The following is a 17,633-nucleotide window of genomic DNA, read 5'->3' as shown; positions in this document are numbered from 1 at the left end:
CTGATAGCTAAGTAGTTATCGCAAAGTTCGGTTAACCAGAATTGCACTCTCAGGAGTCAGTTAGGTTAATCTAAAATTCAGATGACTAAGTACAAATGCTCTATGATATTTGTATGTAAGTCCACTTTTAGAGGACAGTATCACCTGCTGAACCAAAACAACTTATGAAAATCGCTCAAGTAGCCCCCTTATGGGAACGAGTTCCGCCTCCAACATACGGAGGAATTGAACTAGTAGTGAGTCGCTTGACCGATGAACTAGTTCGTCGTGGTCACGAGGTCACTTTGTTCGCCTCTGGAGACTCTCAAACTTTGGCTAAGCTAGAAGCAGTGTATCCACGTGCGCTGCGCTTGGACTCTCAGGTCGAAGAGTACACAGTGTACGAAATGCTGGAACTCAGCCAAGTTTACCAACAGGCTGCGGAATTCGACTTAATTCATTCCCATGTAGGGATTTCGGCTTTACCTCTAGCGAGTTTGGTGCCAACACCCACAGTGCATACTCTGCACGGCAGGTTTACAACGGATACCCGTCATGTATACAGCCACCACCACCAGCAACCATACGTCAGCATAAGTAACGCGCAGAGACTGATAAACCTTAATTACGTTGACACGGTTTACAACGGGATTGATCCAGAAGATTATCCTTTTGTAGCTCAACCCCAAGATCCTCCATATTTGGCATTCCTAGGACGTTTCTCACCAGAAAAAGGCCCGCAACATGCGATCGCTATTGCTAAGCAAACAGGGTGGCGGTTGAAAATGGCTGGAAAAGTGGATGTAGTGGATTCTGAATTTTTTGAAAAAGAAATTGCCCCCCAAATCGATGGTCAGCAAATTCAATACCTTGGAGAAGTAAATCACGCGCAGAAAGCAGAACTTTTGGGTAATGCGGCAATTACACTCTTCCCGATTACCTGGCAAGAACCTTTTGGCTTGGTGATGATTGAATCGATGGCAACTGGTACACCAGTAATTGCCACTAATTTGGGTTCCGTACCGGAGGTGATTGCCCAAGGGGTGACAGGCTTTGTATGTCAAAGTTATGATGAAATGGCGGCAATGATTCCTAAAGCTTTGGAGTTAAACCGTCATACCTGCCGAGAATACGTAGAAAACAAATTTAGCGTTACCCAGATGGTCAATGGGTACGAAGCGGTTTATGAACAACTCATCAAAAACCGTATTAGTTTAAATGGGCGCATCCATTCTGCGAAAATCCTTTTTTAAACAACAGTTTTTTGAGTGCATCTAAAAAATCAACAATTTTTTACAAGGAGGACATTAATATGAACATGGGAAGCAACACTTGTCCCTGTTGCGGTGGTTCCCTCCTGCGCCATGTCCGTCAAAGTGAAGTTTATTGGTTTTGTCAGACCTGCCGGCAAGAAGTACCCTTATTGACTGTTAGTCGTCTTTCGAGTGTGGTTGAAGGGAGAAATACAGCAGTAGTTTCACAGTCAACGAGAAATTCCTAGAATTTCATAATTCAAGACTGATGTAGTTCTAACTAAGTTCCCAAAAAGTCTATTAATTAGGAAACTTGCTCTAGAGACTACAGTTTGGGGTCTATAGTCTATAAATTATGAGCTGAGTTAGTAGTGAGTGTGTCCATCGCTTACTAGGAATAGAATTCCCTCTATTCATTCAATAGACTTTTTGCAAAAATTGATTTTTTTGACACAACTATAGATGCACGCAGATAAATTATCTGCGTGCATCTGTGTTTATCTGTTCTTATTTCAGAGTTAAGTAGCCGTCATGAATTGCGTACACCAGAACCCATAAAAATTATTTTACTCTTTGTGTCTTAGTGTCTTGGTGTTTCAAGATTTTTTTAACCACCAAGGCACAAAGGCACAAAGTATTTTCAAATATAGTTATTTTACTGCGATCGCACAATTAAGCTTTTTCAAGAGATGTTTTGTCTTTCAGCTTGAGCGAACAGTTAGGTATTCTAACTCATGTGCTAACTGTATTACTAAAGTTTTAGTCAATTTATCTTATCTACCTTGGATATTCAGTTTGTACTGAAGCTTGTATTTTTCCAGCAATTACAGCAGGTAATTGTAACCATTCATACCAAATATATTTAATATCTTAGTTTGTTATATTGCCGCTAATTAATTACAGGTAATTATCAATCAAATATTCGCATTATCTATTCTCATTCTCCAAAAAAAATGAGTATTTATACTATTTTGAACTCCAATATCTATATTATCAAGACATCATAATATTAATATTCATCGCGCTTAAAAATAAAAACTATAATTAAATTTAATTCCAAATAAAAATACTTCCTCTAGACATTTTTTAGGAGAGTAAGTAATGACTCAAGATTATTCCACAAAGTGGTGGGCTGCTTTTTCATGCCTTGCTTTCATGGAAGGCATTTTACTAGTGATGTTATTTTCTGGACGTGGTTCTGTATTAATCATAGCAGCATTGATTTTCATTGCTATCTTAATGGTTTTTATCCCACGGGCAGAGGATGTTGTTGCGCTGACATTCGACCGGGATAAAATAGACAATAAAATTAATTCTCTCAACAAAAAACTAACTACCACAAAGAATAGAGTTGATAAGTTATTTGTTTTATCAATACCAGAATCAATGTATAAAACCTTGCAAAAAATTAACTCTGGTAACTATGGTAATTATGATCTAACAGCCAAATTAGAAAGAGAACTCTACTTCTTAAGGGATGTAGGTTATATTGAAGATATGGAAGAAATTCGTGATATCCCTTACAAGGGAAGTAACCTGTCTAATTACGTAAAAATTACAGGAACAGGTAAGCAGTTTATTGAACTGCGGAAAAGTATTGAGGAAGAAAATAATAAGGGGAAAAATTAGTTAAAGATCAATCATCTTGAATTACGTCTAAAAATATATCTAGAATTTGTCTTCCAGAATTTTTAAAGAGCGATCGCTTCTATTCGATACCTCAAGCAAATTATTGCATGAGTGTACCCCTGCTAATTTTTAGGTAGGGGTATGAATTTCGGATCTTAAGTAATACAAATGTATATGAAAATCTTGCTTAGTCTATTGTCTGGACTCGAAAGCATAACTTCTCATAGTTAAAACAGATCGACAATGTTGCAGAACTGATAAATATACGTAAAAATAAAATATATAGCTCAAAAAATATTACAATACAATTTTATTACTCTTGCAGTAAAAAAGGCTCCATAACTCGCCCAAGATTTTACCGTTGTATCTCCCGTAACATAGTTAAAAAAAGCAGCTGAAAATAGTTAAAATTACTTCTATCAAAATAAGCAGGGGCATGGTAAGTTTTAAATCCATTGTCCCCCATTCCGCTCCAGCCAATGCATTTGCACTATCTACACCCTCAACATCTTGAAGAGTTAGTCAAGAATAGTTGCATAGATTTACACTTGGCAGACTTAAATTTTAGGTCTGTTCAAGACAAAACTGCTTATGATTACCTGTTAATTTCAGAACGTGTACCTCGCACAAACACTGGAATGGTTAAGAGTAGCTGGCTACAACGCTACGATCATGTTAGTTCTGGTGGTTGGTGGTGTTCTGGACTCGATCCATTGAATAATTGGCAAGCGATGGAGTGGGGGTGTTTTAAGCCAAACCAGCCCCGACAGAATGAAAAAGGCAAGTGCATTAAGTACGAACATCCTCCCTGTACACCGACGCGAGTATTCTGTCTGCGCGTTAACTTGTGCGTTTGGCAGCAAATTGCCCAACGTTACAATCAAGCCATGCCCGAAAATGTTAGCCTCACGGACAAGGGAGAAGCAGTAGGCTTTTGGCAATGGATCGTGGAACGGAACATACCCGTAATTATCTGTGAGGGTGTAAAGAAAGCGGCGGCACTTTTAACACAAGGATATGCAGCCATAGGTATTCCCGGAATTACAAGTGGTTATCGCGTTACCAAAGATGAATTTGGCAAAGTCATAAGTCGCCAGTTAATATCCGACTTAGCGGCGATCGCTATGACGAGGCGCACCTTCTACATTTGCTTTGATTTTGAAACTGAACCTAAAAAAATCGCAGCGGTAAATAATGCTATCTCCCAACTTGGTTTTTTATTCCAAGCTAAAAATTGCCCTGTACAAGTCATTCAACTGCCAGGGATAGAAAAAGGGGTTGATGAGTTTATCGTCGCCAAAGGTGCGAATGCATTCGAGAAAATTTATCGCCAAAGTGTTGATTTAGAAGTTTACCTTGCCCAAACTAAACCTCACACTGAATTAACAATTTCTGCTGCACTCACGCTTAACAATCGCTATTTAGAGGAAATACCTTTTCCTACTTCTGGATTAGTAGGAGTGAAGTCAGCAAAAGGAACAGGTAAAACTACAGCACTACAAACCGTAGTTAAAAAAGCTCAAAGCAGAAATCAACCTGTTTTATTAATTACTCACAGAATTCAACTCGGTCGATTTTTATGTGAAAAAGTTGGCATAAATTGGGGAATAGGGTTAGGGGAATGGGGAATGGAAGAACAAAAACAATTCCTAGTTCCCAATAAGTATCTTGGTTTATGTGTTGATTCTATTTGGAAACTGAATCCAGAAGATTGGCAAGGAGCAATAATAATTTTAGATGAAGTTGAACAATCTTTGTGGCATCTTCTCAACAGTAATACTTGTAAAGAAAAGCGCGTTAAGATTTTAAATATATTTCAGCAATTAATTTCTAAAGTATTGACTACAGGTGGATTAGTTATTGCTCAAGATGCCGATTTATCAGATGTTTCTTTAGAATATTTACAGGCATTATCAGGAATTAACTTAACGCCTTGGGTGGTAGTTAATCAGTGGAAACCCCAGCGGGGTTGGGATGTAACTTACTATGATTCACCGAATCCAACACCGTTAATTCATCAACTTGAATTGGATTTACTGGCTGGGCGTAAATGCTACGTTACCACAGATAGTCGCTCTGGACGTTACAGTTGTGAAACAATAGCAGGTTACTTAAAAGAACGTTTGCAAAGATTGCTAACACAATTTCCTAAAACCTTGGTAGTTAGCAGTCTCACAACAAATACACCTGGTCATGAAGCAGCAGACTTTATTGCAACTATTAATCAAAAAGTAACTGAATATGATACTGTTTTCGTTACTCCTAGCTTAGGAACAGGAATTAGCATTGATGTACAACATTTTGACTGTGTTTACGGTATTTTTCAAGGAGTAATTCCTGATTCGGAAGCACGACAAGCATTAGCAAGAGTACGCGATGATGTACCGCGAATAGTTTGGTGTGCAAAGCGAGGCATTGGTTTAATTGGCAGTGGCAGTACAAATTATCGCTTGCTATCTTCTTGGTATCAGGAAAATCAAAAAGAAAACTTAGCTTTACTCAGTCCATTGCATAAAGTGGATGTAGATTTGCCATTAGTTTATGATCCTATTCACTTGCGAACTTGGTCTAAATTAGCTGCAAGGGTGAATGCTTCTATCAGCATCTATCGTCAATCGCTGAAAGATGGCTTGATCGGCGATGGTCATCAAATTCAGATGCGGAGTAATGCTGTTCAAAATAATATTATTCGCGATTTACGCCTTGCCTTTTTAGCAACTGATCCAAATGATTTGCCAACTCGCAGAAGATTGATTCTAGAAATTGTTAAAGTCCAAAAAGATTGGTCACAAAGACGCCAAAGAGCGAAAGAAATTAAACGTAAAATTAGAGAAATTAAGCAACAAAATCAATTAGCAGCAGCAAATGCTGTAGCTAATGCTAGAGATATTGATTACGTAGAATATGAGCAGTTCTTAGGCAAACATTCACTGACTGATGAAGAACGTAATCAAATCAAGAAATATATTCTTAGACAAAGATATGGTATACAAATTACTCCCCAACTAAAATTACGGGACGATCAAGGTTATTATTGGCAATTGTTAATTCACTATTATCTCACTCATGAAAGCGAGTATTTTCGGCTTAGAGATAAGCAAGAATGGCATCAACAATTATCGTGGGGAGAAGGTAAGGTTTTTCTACCAGATTTAAAAATATACACCCTTAAAGTTGAGGTAATGAGGGCATTAGGAATGCTTCAATTCCTTGAACCAGAACGAGTTTTTACCGAAAATGATGCTGATTTACTTTTACTGAAAAATACTGCTGTTCAATGTAGTAAACACATTAAAAGAACACTTGGTATTAATTTGGTGAGGGGAAAAGAGGACGTTTCGCCAATTAAAATACTCAGCCGATTGTTAAATTTGTTGGGTTTGAAGTTACAGCGCATCAATGAAGTTTATCAAATAGAATCAAAGACGCTCAATGATGGTAGGGATAAAATATTTGCAGTTTGGCATCAAAGAGATGAGTTGATGTTAGCTAATAGTAAGAACATTGGATGTGATATTGCTAGTTATTCTTCTGATTTTATAGATGCAGCAGGACATATATCTACAGGGACTAAACAAACAAAACATACCTATGCAGCCTACAAATAAGCTTTGAAACATTTAATTTACTCGTAGAAGCAGATAGGGAAGTAGGGAGAGGGTGGGGCTGTGCTAAGTATAGCTTTGTGTAAAAGAGTAGCGATTTTAAACGCAGAGGGGCGCGGAGGTAAACGCAAAGGATCGCAGAGCTTTGGTGCAAAAAGTTCGCTATGAATTTATGCAATTTTTTACTAAGTTGTTCACAACCTCGGTAGAATTTCTGGTAACAAATGACCGGGAACTTTGGATAATGCCAGATTTTGTCCCTGTATTCCTAATTCATCGTGGAAAGCACGAATTGTTTTGACCACATAATTGAATGTAGCTTGATATACCTCTGATTTTTGATTCAATCCATTTAAAGCTTGCAAATGGTTTTCTAATGCTGCTTCTAAATGTTGAGAACGAGAGGTTTTATCGCTACTAAAATGCTGGTCTGTTGCTAGCTGAAAATGGGCTAATCCTAAGTTATTGTGAGTAGCAAACACATCAAAGCTTAAAGTACCAACACCAAGGGAGTGAGCCAGGGTTAGAGATTCTTCATAGGCATTAACGCACTGTTCTAAGAACTTATGCCGTTCTTCTTTTGTAGTTTGTGATTGATTTGCTAGGTGCCAGTAGGCAGTACCAAGATTATTTTGTGTGGCAGCGCAGGCGGAGGGAACATGTCCTGGAGTGCGATATTTTAAAGCTTCTCTGTACGCATCAATTGCAAGCCGCAGATTTTCTGCCGTATTTTCGTACTGTGCTAAATTCCAATGAGCAGTACCGATGTTATTTTGAATCATGCCATATTTGAGCGATTCCTGTTCGGGACTATAGTGAACGAGAGCAAGGTTGTAAGCGGCGATCGCCTTCTTTAAATTCTCCGTCTGTTGATTGTGTTGGGCCAGATGCCAGTAAGCAGTACCCAAGTTATTCTGAGTCGCAGCATACTTTAACGGTTCCATCTCGGCGGTACGAAAATGGAGTGCTTCTTGATAAGCTGTAACAGCTTGCTGCCAGTTTTCTGCTGGGTTTGTAAAACGCGCTAAATCACCGTAAGCTGTCCCCAGATTGTTTTGCACGCGTGCGTAAGTTTCTGGATGTGTATCAGGTGCAATCAGTTTTAAAGCTAACTGATAAAATTCAATACCCTGTTGTATGTAAGATTGGCCTTCTTCAGAGTTAGCTGGTGTGCGGTACAGCATCCAGTAAAGTGTTCCCAAGTCATTCAAAATATCTGGTACTTGCGGCGAGGTTTCATCGTGGGTAATTGCCTCCTGATATGACAGAATTGCCACCATCAAGTTTTCTAAGGTAGTCTGTCCTTGTTCAATCCGCAGGCGATACAAGTTCCCCAAGCGATGGTATGCTACTGCCAGTAGCTCCCCAGAGGCTTGTTTTGAATGTAAATCCTCTATTTCCTCCAAAAGTTCTTGCACTTGCTTGCTTTCATCGCGATCGCTACCGACAGCAGTATTAATCGTTGCCAGTACTAATTCTGTTAACTCTTTGCTAATGTGCGACACACGCATCTGCAATGGAGTTTCATAGGCGGTGACTTGATCGCTAGCCTCTTCCTCCGTAGTAGCTCCTGGTATAAATAATTCCGACTTAATCGGCGAAGGTTCTTGGGGATTATGTCCGCGATTAACACTCGTCTGGAGCTGAAAATCAAAATCTTCTACGGCAAAATCATCATCAGAGACAGATTCTTCAAAAATCGCTTGCTCAAGATTTCCTAAATCCAAACCTCTGGAGCCAGAAAAGCGTTCTGGCGGGGCTTTTGCATGAGTTGCAGGTGTTGGTTCTCCAGCGAACATAAATACACCAGTACGACAACGCCAAAATTGCGGGGCCGACTGTTGAATAGCATACAACCAAGGACGCGGTGTCCATAATAGCAGGCTAGATTCTAAGAAATGGCTGGATTCTGGGCTTGAGAGATGCTGTTCAGTTAGACGCAGGTAGTGCAAAAATAAACGCTGTACTGCCACTGCTTGCTTAGTTAGCTGCTCAACGCCCACAATTTGAAATGCAGGTATTGGCAGTGGCCGTCCTGGAGAATCTTGTGATGCCCCAACGATGGGTGGTGGATAATTTACCAGCCATTGATTGATTTGTGATATGGGGTTAGGGTCGCTTAAATTTAACCGTAAGGTAACTAATCGTGGATAAGCTGGTGTGCTGGCTTCGTGTGTATCTGATGGTTGATATAGCACTTGCCCAACCGGATAAGCCAAAGTTGAATGCAAACGTGCTGCCACCTGATTTCTCAGGTTTAAATCATCACACACAGCTATATAGATTTGTCGCCGCAAACCTAGACTGAGGGCAAGTTTTAGGCGGTGGTATACTTGCCGATTCCACGCAAATTTATCCGAATGTGCAGTATCATTCACGCTCATGGCGGCTAAGGAGCCAAAACGCAGTGTACATCCCTTTTAAGGGCATATTCAAGCAGCCTGTAAATCTGACTTTGACTACGATTTTCAAGTACTTGTTACTCTGCTCAGGATAAATCAAAGTTTTAGGCTTTGAACAGACAAAATGTGTACTATTATACCTTAAATTAGGTGCGATTTTCACAAACAAAAAAACCAGGTTCCCATTAAGGTAGGAACCTGAAGAGGCATAAAAGTCAATTGATTTGTGAAGAAAATTCTTAATCAACTCAGATTGGAAACAGAGAAGGCAACAAAAATCAAACCGCTAACCAAAATTATCCCGGCAATTCCCAAGAAAACATAGTTGCGCTTTTGTTGTGGCGTGGGGGGTTCTGCTTGATATACTTTCGGTTCACGGGCAAAATTATTGAGACGACCGCCTTCTTCTGTAGTGTAGGGCATGAATCAATTCCTTAACTCTGCTTTTTTGTATTATGTTACATAAATGCAACATAACACTCTTACCATCATAAACAATTCGTTATAAAAGTTAGTAGTTAGTGGTTAGTAGTTAGTAGTTGGTTATTGACCACTAACCACTATCTGCTAACCAGCAACCAATTCCTAATTCGTAATCGTTCCAGTCAGCGGTGAAGAGGCATTGGCGTAGTTTTTGATCGGCATTCTGCCAGCCAGATATGCCAGACGCCCAGCTACTGCTGCCATGTTCATTGCACGTGCCATCAATGGTGGGTTTTGTGCTAGGGCGATCGCGCTATTAATCAACAAAGCATCTGCGCCCATTTCCATTGCTTGCGCCGCCTCGGATGGCGATCCAATGCCAGCATCTACGACCACAGGAACAGTGGCATTTTCAATGATGATTTGAATGTTAGCGATCGTTTTTAGCCCCTGGCCGGAACCAATGGGTGAAGCTAAAGGCATTACCGTTGCACAGCCTACTTCTTCCAAATGTTTGGCTAGCATGGGGTCAGCGTTGATATAGGGTAAAACAGCAAAGCCTTCTTTCACTAGCTGTTCGGCTGCTTGCAGAGTGCCAATGGGGTCTGGAAGTAAATATTTGGGGTCGGGAATTACTTCTAACTTGACGAAATTATTATCTTCCTGTCCTAGGAGTTTCGCCATTTCCCGTCCTAAACGTGCGACGCGAATAGCTTCTTCAGCTGTTTTGCATCCAGCAGTGTTGGGCAGCATCCAGATTTTTGTCCAGTCCAGCGCCTCAGCTAAACCTTCGTGTCCGGGGGCGTTGGTTTGCACTCGCCGCACTGCAACAGTAACAATTTGACAACCACTTTCCACCACACTTTGCTGCATTTCTTCAATGTTGCGATATTTGCCAGTTCCCGTCATCAAACGAGAAGTGAAAGTTTTACCAGCAATGACGAGTGGTGAATCTGGGATGGAGAGTTGGGAAATAGCAGAGAGAGTGTGTGGAGGGGGAGTAAGAGTAGCCGAGAAATTAGCAGGGTGAGTGAGCATTTGGTTAGGGGTAGATGACTTGGCCTGGAAGCGCGAGTAATGAAAATGAGAAAGTAGAGAATCAGATTTTTGCTCGCACATTAAATCAGCAATTAATTCTGCTGTTACGGGCGCGAGCAGAATACCATTACGGTAATGACCGACAGCAAAGGTTAAGTTTTTACAAGGACTAGTTCCTAGTATTGGTAATTCATCGGGCGTAGCAGGACGAAATCCCCACCATAATTCCTCAATGGGGTAATGCTGGATTTGGGGATATAGGCGAATAGCATGTTGGAGTAGAGTTTGAATGCCTGCGGGTGTGTTTTGCCCAGTAAAGCCAACATCCTCGCTAGTTGCACCAATAATAATTCGTCGGTCACGCCTCGGTACGATGTAAATATCCTGTCCAAACAAAATCCGTGCTAAGGGCAATTCTGCAACAAATTCCGGCACGCGCACGCTCAACATCTGCCCTTTGATTGGACGCACGGGTAGAGGAAACAATTGATTTGACCAAGCACCCGTGGCTAAAACATAGTGTTCGGCATGCAAGATACCAGCATTGGTTTGCACACCTACAACTTGTCCCTGTTGCTGTATAATGCCTTCTGTTGCAATTCCTTCTTTGAGTTCCACACCCAAAGATTGCACTGCACCCAACAGGGCTTTTGCTAGTGCCTGATTGTCTACTTGAGCGTCTTCAGGATACCACCAACCACCAACTACTTCTCCCAATCCTGGCTGATATTGATGAATGGCTTCTCTATCTAACCAGTAGGCAGATGGGGAAGAGTGGGGGAGTGGAGGAGTGAGAGAATAGTTGTGATAATTTCCCCCTTCTCCCTTTCTCCCTCTCTCCCCCTCTTCTTCAGAGAAGACTGGTGCTAAAATACCGCAGGGCCAGTAACCAGTATTCAAACCGGTGAGTTGTTCTAACTTTTGCGTCCAGTCAGCGTAAATAGAACGCGATCGCCAACACAATTCCTGCATAGCCTGGTTGGGGATGTTTTCAGCATCTGGTGCTAACATCCCAGCAGCAGCATGTGTAGCAGCAGCGTGGAAGTCACGACTCAACACAGTGACTTTTGTGCCGCGCAGTTTGAGTTCGATGGCGATCGCCAACCCAATAACGCCGCCACCAATAATTAAAACGTCGTTAGTCATTAGTCAGTTAGTCAGTTAGTCAACAGTCAAGAGCAAAACACTTGCCTGTTAGAAGTCTCCTTCACCTTGGCAAAGTGTTCCTTCAAAAATTTTGGTCAATAGCCAAGAGTCTATAGTCAATCGTCAAAAGCAATGACGATTGACTACAGACTGTTAACTACTAACTACTAACTACTAACTACTAACCCATAACTGGAACTCATAACTAGTAATCACTGACTCACAGGCACTACCACAAAGCTCGAATTGGTTCGTCGTTCTGACTTGGATTTGTATCATCATTTACTTGAGTGTCATCAGTAGTGCTGGTATCTGAGTTACTCTGAGCGGTTGTTGTCTCAGTTGTTTCGTCAATACTTGTATCAGTTGTTGTGTCATCAGCAGTGTTATTCTGGGCAACATTACTTTTGTTACTATCTGTGTTGCTCTCTGCGGGAGTTGTACTAGTCGCTGTACTATTGACATTGATATTAGCAGGAAGAACTCGCGATGTTTTACCTCCTCCGGGAGCCTGAGCGGTATTTTGTCCGCCGCCCATTGGAAAGCTGATACCCAGCAATGTACCCAATAAAATCGCCAAGCCTCCAGCCATCAAAATAAGTGGTGTCCATCTACCCATGTTTTTTTCTCCTTTTTAACCTTCTGGTGTCCAGACTACTTGAGAACCTTCTCCCCAAAATCCATCAAATTTTGTGACTTTTACATCTCCTAAAACCTGAATTTGACAAGCTAAACGCAGGTTTTTTGTCGGAGAATGAGGAGGTAGGGAGCGCCGCCCTCGATCGCGCCAATTTGCCTTTGAGACATCACCTTCTACTTGAACTGCACAAGTACCACAACTGCCAATTCCCCGACAGTTAATTACCTTAGCACCGCCATTGTAGAGGTCAATACCATTTTGCAGCAAAATCTTCCGCAGATTGGTTCCGCACACACACTCAATTGTCTTACCTTGAGCTTGTACCTTGGGCATCGCAGATTACTAAAGAGGATTTAGGTTGTATTGTAACAATTTATTTCTGATACCGAAAAACTCATAAATACTATATTGTAAAAGCCAGGTAAAAGAGAAATTTTGGCTCTCGACTTTGTTGAAAGTCTTCACAAGAAATTCACGAATCACTGAAAATTACTATATAATTAAGGTTTATAGAGCAACAAAAATTCATTAACAGATTAGGGATTTGTAACAGTTCGATTCAAAAGCCTTGAAAAATCCTTGGAAACGGTAAAATCTGTTGAGGATTTGAGAGATATCTAAATTTTACAAAATTTATAGAGTTATGAGAGCCTTTTAGCTTTAGTTTTGGAAGGGATGGCTCCTGTTGATACCTATATTTTTATTTACTTGAGTGATGGTCTAAAATTCACCAACAATAACTGAAGAAAATCTCAGTGGATCATCGCGCATTGCCTTGCAAATTGTCTGAACAGTCCCCATCTTATGACCGCTAATTCCTTACCCCAACTTTGGATCTATGACACCACACTTCGAGATGGAACTCAGCGCGAAGGATTATCGGTGTCTATAGAAGATAAGTTACGCATTGCTAGGAGACTCGACCAATTGGGTATTCCGTTTATTGAAGGCGGATGGCCAGGGGCAAATCCCAAAGACGTACAATTTTTCTGGCAGTTGCAAGAAGAACCACTCAAACAAGCTGAAATAGTTACTTTTTGTTCGACTCGACGCCCTCATACAACTGCGGCTTCTGAGCCGATGTTACAAGCGATTCTCGCTGCTGGCACCCGTTGGGTAACTATATTTGGCAAGTCTTGGGATTTACATGTCACAGAAGGACTCAAGACCACTTTAGCGGAAAATTTGGCGATGATCCGTGACACCATTGAATACCTAAGCGCTCAAGGACGTCGCGTTATTTACGATGCAGAACATTGGTTTGATGGCTACAAACACAATCCAGATTATGCTTTACAGACATTAGAGACGGCGATCGCTGCTGGTGCTGAATGGCTAGTATTATGTGATACTAATGGTGGTACTTTACCCCATGAAATTACTCAAAATATTACTGATATAGTTAAAGCTATTCCTAGCGCAACCCAGTTAGGTATTCACACGCACAACGATTGCGATACGGCAGTTGCCAACGCTCTTGCCGCAGTCGTGGGGGGTGCAAAAATGGTACAAGGTACAATTAACGGTTACGGCGAACGCTGCGGTAATGCCAATCTTTGTTCGTTAATCCCTAATTTGCAAATAAAGCTTGGTTTTAAATGTATAGAAGACAGCCAGCTTGAGCAACTCACGGAAACCAGTCGCTTTGTCAGCGAGGTAGTAAATCTTGCTCCTGACGAACACGCGCCATTTGTTGGCAGATCGGCTTTTGCTCACAAAGGCGGCATCCATGTATCGGCAGTGGAACGCAATCCCCTGACTTACGAACACATTCAACCAGAAAAAATCGGAAACCGTCGCCGGATTGTCATTTCCGAACAGTCTGGAGTCAGTAATGTTTTAGCAAAAGCCCGCTCATTTGGTATTGAATTAAACAAGCATGACTCTACAACGCGGCAAATTCTCGAAAGGCTTAAAGATTTGGAGAGTGAAGGATATCAATTTGAAGCAGCAGAAGCAAGTTTTGAATTGTTAATGCGCCAAGCATTGGGAAGTCGCCAAAAGTTTTTTGAAATTAAAGGTTTTCAAGTCCACTGCGACTTGGTACAGGGAGAAAAAACTACTAGCGCCCTTGCCACAGTGAAAGTAGTTGTGAATGGTAACGATATTTTGGAAGCAGCAGAAGGAAACGGGCCGGTTGCAGCTTTGGATGCGGCGTTACGCAAAGCCTTAGTGAATTTTTATCCCCACATTGCTGCTTTTGAACTGACAGACTACAAAGTACGGATTCTCAACGGACATACAGGTACAGCAGCCAAAACCCGCGTAATGGTAGAGTCAGGAAGTGGCCACCAGCGCTGGACAACCGTTGGGGTTTCTACAAATATTTTGGAGGCTTCTTATCAAGCGGTAGTAGAGGGATTGGAATATGGTTTGTTGCTGCACTCACAAGCTGAAGCAGCTGTGAGGACTTCGAGTTGAAGAGGACAAAGAAGAATTTCTCCCTTGCTTCCCCCTATCAAGGTGTGAGTCTTGGAAATGGATTTTTCTTGGTGTCTTTGTGTCTTTGTGGTGAAAAAAGAATTCTTGAAACACCAAGACACTAAGACACAAAGAGGAAACCTGGTCTTACCGCACCAAGAATTGATGAATACTGAATCAATACTCTAGGCATTTCTGTAGGCTTATGCAAGGAGTGGTGCGTAAGTCCTAAGACAGTTTAGAATCCTTGAGTCTGATGATGTAAACTTTTGAAAATCTTGAAGCGCAATCTTGAATTCCTCTACATCAAAATCTCGATAATTTCAGTAACTTGAGTATTGATTGTTCTAGTGCCAGAACTCTAGCTTAAATTTTCTCATTTCTGCGCTGTTTACGCTATTAACCCGCAAATTGCCAATCTTAGACCACACATTGATACTCTCACACCACACAAGGTGATTGGCAATTTGTTAGCTGCTTGTTAGTTGACCACTAACTACTAACCACTAACAATAAACCACTCAACAGTCTAAGAAAATTTTTCCCAAGCTTGGGCAACCACTTGGCTAAGCCAGCGTCGCTGCTGTTTATCTAGTAGGGTATCTTCAGCTAGCAATTGAGCGGTTAATTCTTCTAAGGATTGACCTTGAGCGCGGACAATTTTTATGACACCTGCGATCGCAGCAGCAACTAGTTCTTCATCAACTGGCTTTTGCCGCAAGGCTACGATTTCTTGAGGGTTGTCTGGAATGGGATAATTCATGGCGTGAGTTTACCGAAACAAAAATGAACAAAAAATTTGACAAACTTTTAAAATTTCTTTATCGAATTTTTAATCAAGCGATAGGGCGGATTTTACTGCAAATAACCCTTATTCTGAATCTGTCTTAGTGCATATATTTATTGGAGATTGGAAAAAAATGAGAGAGATACTTTACTTAGAAATTCCCACACCGGATACATCAGCAGTACGCAAATGGTTACAAGCTGATTTTGAACCAGGAATCGGTGAAAAAGTGCCGACAAAAGACGGCTTTCGCCTGAGAATGATTGAAAATACACCAAATAAACAAATTATTCCGGAAAATTTACCCACTGAACTTTCTGTTTTTGTTTGGTCACTACAGCGAACAACTTATTTGAAAGTGTTTCGTTGGTCAGAGCAACCGTTTCCGCGAGAAGGGCAAATTCTCAAAACACTCACTACTGGTATTAGAAGCCGCTTTCCCAATCAATATCCCGAACCACCAGCGATTGACTTATCCAAGCAATCGATTTTTGAAGCACTAGCTCCCTACTATCCCCTCACCGTCAAGTATTTTCAGAAAATGCCCAACGGAGAGTATGACCTCAAGCGGGTGTACTGGTGGGAGCAACGCTGGCGTCAAGGCGTGCGGAATCCCCAGAAGCCGCGTCAGGTGGTATTTTCTCACAAGGGAGATGGGGAGATAAGGGAAAATAGTCTCCCCACCACCCCACCACCTCACCACCCTACCTACGACTTAATCTATGTGGGCGGTGCACTTGGTGTCATTCACGCGGCTGTGATGGCAAAGCTGGGCTATAAAGTGCTGCTTGTGGAACGATTACCTTTTGGGCACATGAACCGGGAGTGGAATATTTCCCGCGATGAAATTCAATGCTTAATTAACCTTGGTTTGCTGACACCCGCAGAGGTAGAATCAATTATTGCACGCGAGTACAAAGACGGATTTAATAAATTTTTTGATGCTTATATTCCACAAAAGCTAAGAGCGCCTATTTTGCATACTCCAACAGTGCTAAATTTGGGGTTGGATTCTGAAAAATTGCTGCAACTATGCGGGCAAAAGCTACGAGCAGCAGGTGGTGAAATCTGGGATGAAACTGAGTTTATCAGAGCAGATATTTATACATCAGAAGTTGTCGTTACAGTTAAAGACTTAAGCAATCAAACTGACAAGCAAGCGAGTGGACGATTGCTGGTGGATGCGATGGGAACGGCCTCACCAATCGCATGGCAATTGAATGGTGGTCGTGCTTTTGACAGTGTCTGTCCGACAGTAGGAGCGGTGATTGAGCGTGGATTTGAGCCGGGAGTGTGGGATGCTCAGTATGGGGATGTTCTCAACAGTCACGGCGATATTTCTCGGGGACGGCAGTTAATTTGGGAATTGTTTCCTGGTGCGGATGAAGAACTGACAATTTATTTGTTTCATTACCACGAAGTTAATCCCCACAATCCTGGTTCATTGTTGGAAATGTACGAGGACTTTTTCACGATTTTGCCAGAGTATCGGCGCTGCAACATGGACAAGCTAGTCTGGAAAAAGCCGACATTTGGATATATACCTGGACATTTTAGCGTGGGAAGTAGCGATCGCACAGTAGCATTCGATCGATTAATTGCCATTGGTGATGCTGCATCACTCCAGTCTCCTCTGGTTTTCACGGGATTTGGTTCTCTAGTTCGCAACTTAGAACGCCTTACCACTCTTTTAGATATTGCTCTCAAACATGACTTGCTAACTTTGCGCCACTTAAACCGAATTCGTGCCTTCCAAAATAATATTGCCGTGACTTGGATGTTTTCCAAAGGCATGATGGTTCCCACTGGCAAATTTCTACCACCAGAACGCATCAACACTATGTTGAATAACTTCTTCGGGTTGTTGGTAGACGAACCCCCACAAGTAGCAGATGACTTTATTAAAGATAGATTCGATTTGGCGACTTTTAATCGGTTAGCACTGAAAGCAGCCAAGAAAAATCCAGCATTACTACTATGGATTTGGGAACTCGCTGGTGGTAAGGATTTGCTGCGTTGGTTAGGTAACTATTTTGACTTTATTCGCCATAGTACAGTCAGTGCTTTACTGAGTAGATGGTTGCCAAAATTTCTCCATCGGAATGGTCAGTGGTTGGAAAACCGCTATCCGGCATTGTACTTGCAGTTATTAGCAATTAACTACGCCTTGACCACCGGCAAAGGACGCTCAGAAATAAAAAAAGTCCACACTCAAGAGTCAAAAGTCCATAGTCAAAAGTCCATAGTCAAAAGTCCATAGTCAAAAGTTGCTTTTACTAATGACTAATGACCAATGACTATTGACCATTG

The 17,633-nt window shown here is 41.5% G+C and carries 12 protein-coding genes; 6 read left to right on the top strand and 6 right to left on the bottom strand.

The window, feature by feature from the left end:
- Positions 1 to 164 precede the first annotated feature (164 nt).
- The 4 genes from HXY43_RS15615 to HXY43_RS15600 all read left to right on the top strand — a co-directional run bounded on the left by HXY43_RS15615 (position 165) and on the right by HXY43_RS15600 (position 6,469).
- A complete protein-coding gene (locus HXY43_RS15615) occupies positions 165 to 1,232 on the top strand; it encodes a glycosyltransferase family 4 protein (RefSeq protein ID WP_026731245.1) in 1,068 nt (355 codons plus the stop codon).
- Positions 1,233 to 1,291: 59 nt separating this feature from the next.
- Complete coding sequence (locus HXY43_RS15610) at positions 1,292 to 1,480, top strand: hypothetical protein (protein ID WP_290884359.1); 189 nt, start codon at positions 1,292 to 1,294, stop codon at positions 1,478 to 1,480.
- An 853-nt stretch (positions 1,481 to 2,333) separates the two neighbouring features.
- Positions 2,334 to 2,861: a hypothetical protein gene (locus HXY43_RS15605; protein WP_290884357.1), complete on the top strand. Its 528-nt coding sequence runs from the start codon at positions 2,334 to 2,336 to the stop codon at positions 2,859 to 2,861.
- A 479-nt stretch (positions 2,862 to 3,340) separates the two neighbouring features.
- Complete coding sequence (locus HXY43_RS15600; RefSeq protein WP_290884355.1) at positions 3,341 to 6,469, top strand: plasmid replication protein, CyRepA1 family; 3,129 nt, start codon at positions 3,341 to 3,343, stop codon at positions 6,467 to 6,469.
- A gap of 191 nt (positions 6,470 to 6,660) precedes the next feature.
- Here HXY43_RS15600 and HXY43_RS15595 read toward each other — a convergent pair whose 3' ends face one another.
- The 5 genes from HXY43_RS15595 to HXY43_RS15575 form a co-directional block, all read right to left on the bottom strand.
- Positions 6,661 to 8,850, bottom strand: coding sequence for a tetratricopeptide repeat protein (locus HXY43_RS15595; RefSeq protein ID WP_026731248.1), 2,190 nt, complete (start codon positions 8,848 to 8,850; stop codon positions 6,661 to 6,663).
- Between the two features lie 261 nt (positions 8,851 to 9,111).
- Positions 9,112 to 9,291, bottom strand: coding sequence for a ssl1498 family light-harvesting-like protein (locus tag HXY43_RS15590; RefSeq protein WP_026731249.1), 180 nt, complete (start codon positions 9,289 to 9,291; stop codon positions 9,112 to 9,114).
- Between the two features lie 162 nt (positions 9,292 to 9,453).
- Positions 9,454 to 11,475, bottom strand: a complete 2,022-nt coding sequence (gene thiO / locus HXY43_RS15585; protein ID WP_290884351.1) for a glycine oxidase ThiO — start codon at positions 11,473 to 11,475, stop codon at positions 9,454 to 9,456.
- Between the two features lie 229 nt (positions 11,476 to 11,704).
- Positions 11,705 to 12,094 carry a hypothetical protein gene (locus HXY43_RS15580; RefSeq protein WP_290884349.1) on the bottom strand — a complete coding sequence of 130 codons (390 nt, stop codon included), beginning with the start codon at positions 12,092 to 12,094 and terminating at the stop codon, positions 11,705 to 11,707.
- Between the two features lie 15 nt (positions 12,095 to 12,109).
- Positions 12,110 to 12,448, bottom strand: coding sequence for a 2Fe-2S iron-sulfur cluster-binding protein (locus HXY43_RS15575; RefSeq protein WP_026731252.1), 339 nt, complete (start codon positions 12,446 to 12,448; stop codon positions 12,110 to 12,112).
- 471 nt (positions 12,449 to 12,919) lie between these two features.
- Between HXY43_RS15575 and cimA the strand changes: the two genes are divergently transcribed.
- Positions 12,920 to 14,536 carry a citramalate synthase gene (gene cimA / locus HXY43_RS15570; protein WP_290884347.1) on the top strand — a complete coding sequence of 539 codons (1,617 nt, stop codon included), beginning with the start codon at positions 12,920 to 12,922 and terminating at the stop codon, positions 14,534 to 14,536.
- A gap of 529 nt (positions 14,537 to 15,065) precedes the next feature.
- On the opposite strand, the gene HXY43_RS15565 is transcribed toward cimA, so the two are convergent.
- Complete coding sequence (locus tag HXY43_RS15565) at positions 15,066 to 15,299, bottom strand: hypothetical protein (protein ID WP_026731254.1); 234 nt, start codon at positions 15,297 to 15,299, stop codon at positions 15,066 to 15,068.
- 157 nt (positions 15,300 to 15,456) lie between these two features.
- On the opposite strand from HXY43_RS15565, the gene HXY43_RS15560 reads away from it, so the two are divergent.
- A complete protein-coding gene (locus HXY43_RS15560) occupies positions 15,457 to 17,583 on the top strand; it encodes a flavin-dependent dehydrogenase (RefSeq protein ID WP_290884344.1) in 2,127 nt (708 codons plus the stop codon).
- The last annotated feature ends 50 nt before the right edge of the window (positions 17,584 to 17,633 follow it).

This window comes from Fischerella sp., assembly GCF_013388695.1.
In the GTDB taxonomy this organism is placed as follows: domain Bacteria; phylum Cyanobacteriota; class Cyanobacteriia; order Cyanobacteriales; family Nostocaceae; genus PCC9605.
Note: the sequence above shows the minus strand (reverse complement) of the source record. Positions and strands in the feature narration are given on the sequence as shown.

What these genes read in the sequence shown, in the direction of transcription:
- HXY43_RS15615 (WP_026731245.1), top strand. Translation starts at nt 165, where the DNA reads ATGAAAATCGCTCAAGTAGCCCCCTTATGGGAACGAGTTCCGCCTCCA.
- HXY43_RS15610 (WP_290884359.1), top strand. Translation starts at nt 1,292, where the DNA reads ATGAACATGGGAAGCAACACTTGTCCCTGTTGCGGTGGTTCCCTCCTG.
- HXY43_RS15605 (WP_290884357.1), top strand. Translation starts at nt 2,334, where the DNA reads ATGACTCAAGATTATTCCACAAAGTGGTGGGCTGCTTTTTCATGCCTT.
- HXY43_RS15600 (WP_290884355.1), top strand. Translation starts at nt 3,341, where the DNA reads ATGCATTTGCACTATCTACACCCTCAACATCTTGAAGAGTTAGTCAAG.
- HXY43_RS15595 (WP_026731248.1), bottom strand. Translation starts at nt 8,850, where the DNA reads ATGAGCGTGAATGATACTGCACATTCGGATAAATTTGCGTGGAATCGG.
- HXY43_RS15590 (WP_026731249.1), bottom strand. Translation starts at nt 9,291, where the DNA reads ATGCCCTACACTACAGAAGAAGGCGGTCGTCTCAATAATTTTGCCCGT.
- thiO (WP_290884351.1), bottom strand. Translation starts at nt 11,475, where the DNA reads ATGACTAACGACGTTTTAATTATTGGTGGCGGCGTTATTGGGTTGGCG.
- HXY43_RS15580 (WP_290884349.1), bottom strand. Translation starts at nt 12,094, where the DNA reads ATGGGTAGATGGACACCACTTATTTTGATGGCTGGAGGCTTGGCGATT.
- HXY43_RS15575 (WP_026731252.1), bottom strand. Translation starts at nt 12,448, where the DNA reads ATGCCCAAGGTACAAGCTCAAGGTAAGACAATTGAGTGTGTGTGCGGA.
- cimA (WP_290884347.1), top strand. Translation starts at nt 12,920, where the DNA reads ATGACCGCTAATTCCTTACCCCAACTTTGGATCTATGACACCACACTT.
- HXY43_RS15565 (WP_026731254.1), bottom strand. Translation starts at nt 15,299, where the DNA reads ATGAATTATCCCATTCCAGACAACCCTCAAGAAATCGTAGCCTTGCGG.
- HXY43_RS15560 (WP_290884344.1), top strand. Translation starts at nt 15,457, where the DNA reads ATGAGAGAGATACTTTACTTAGAAATTCCCACACCGGATACATCAGCA.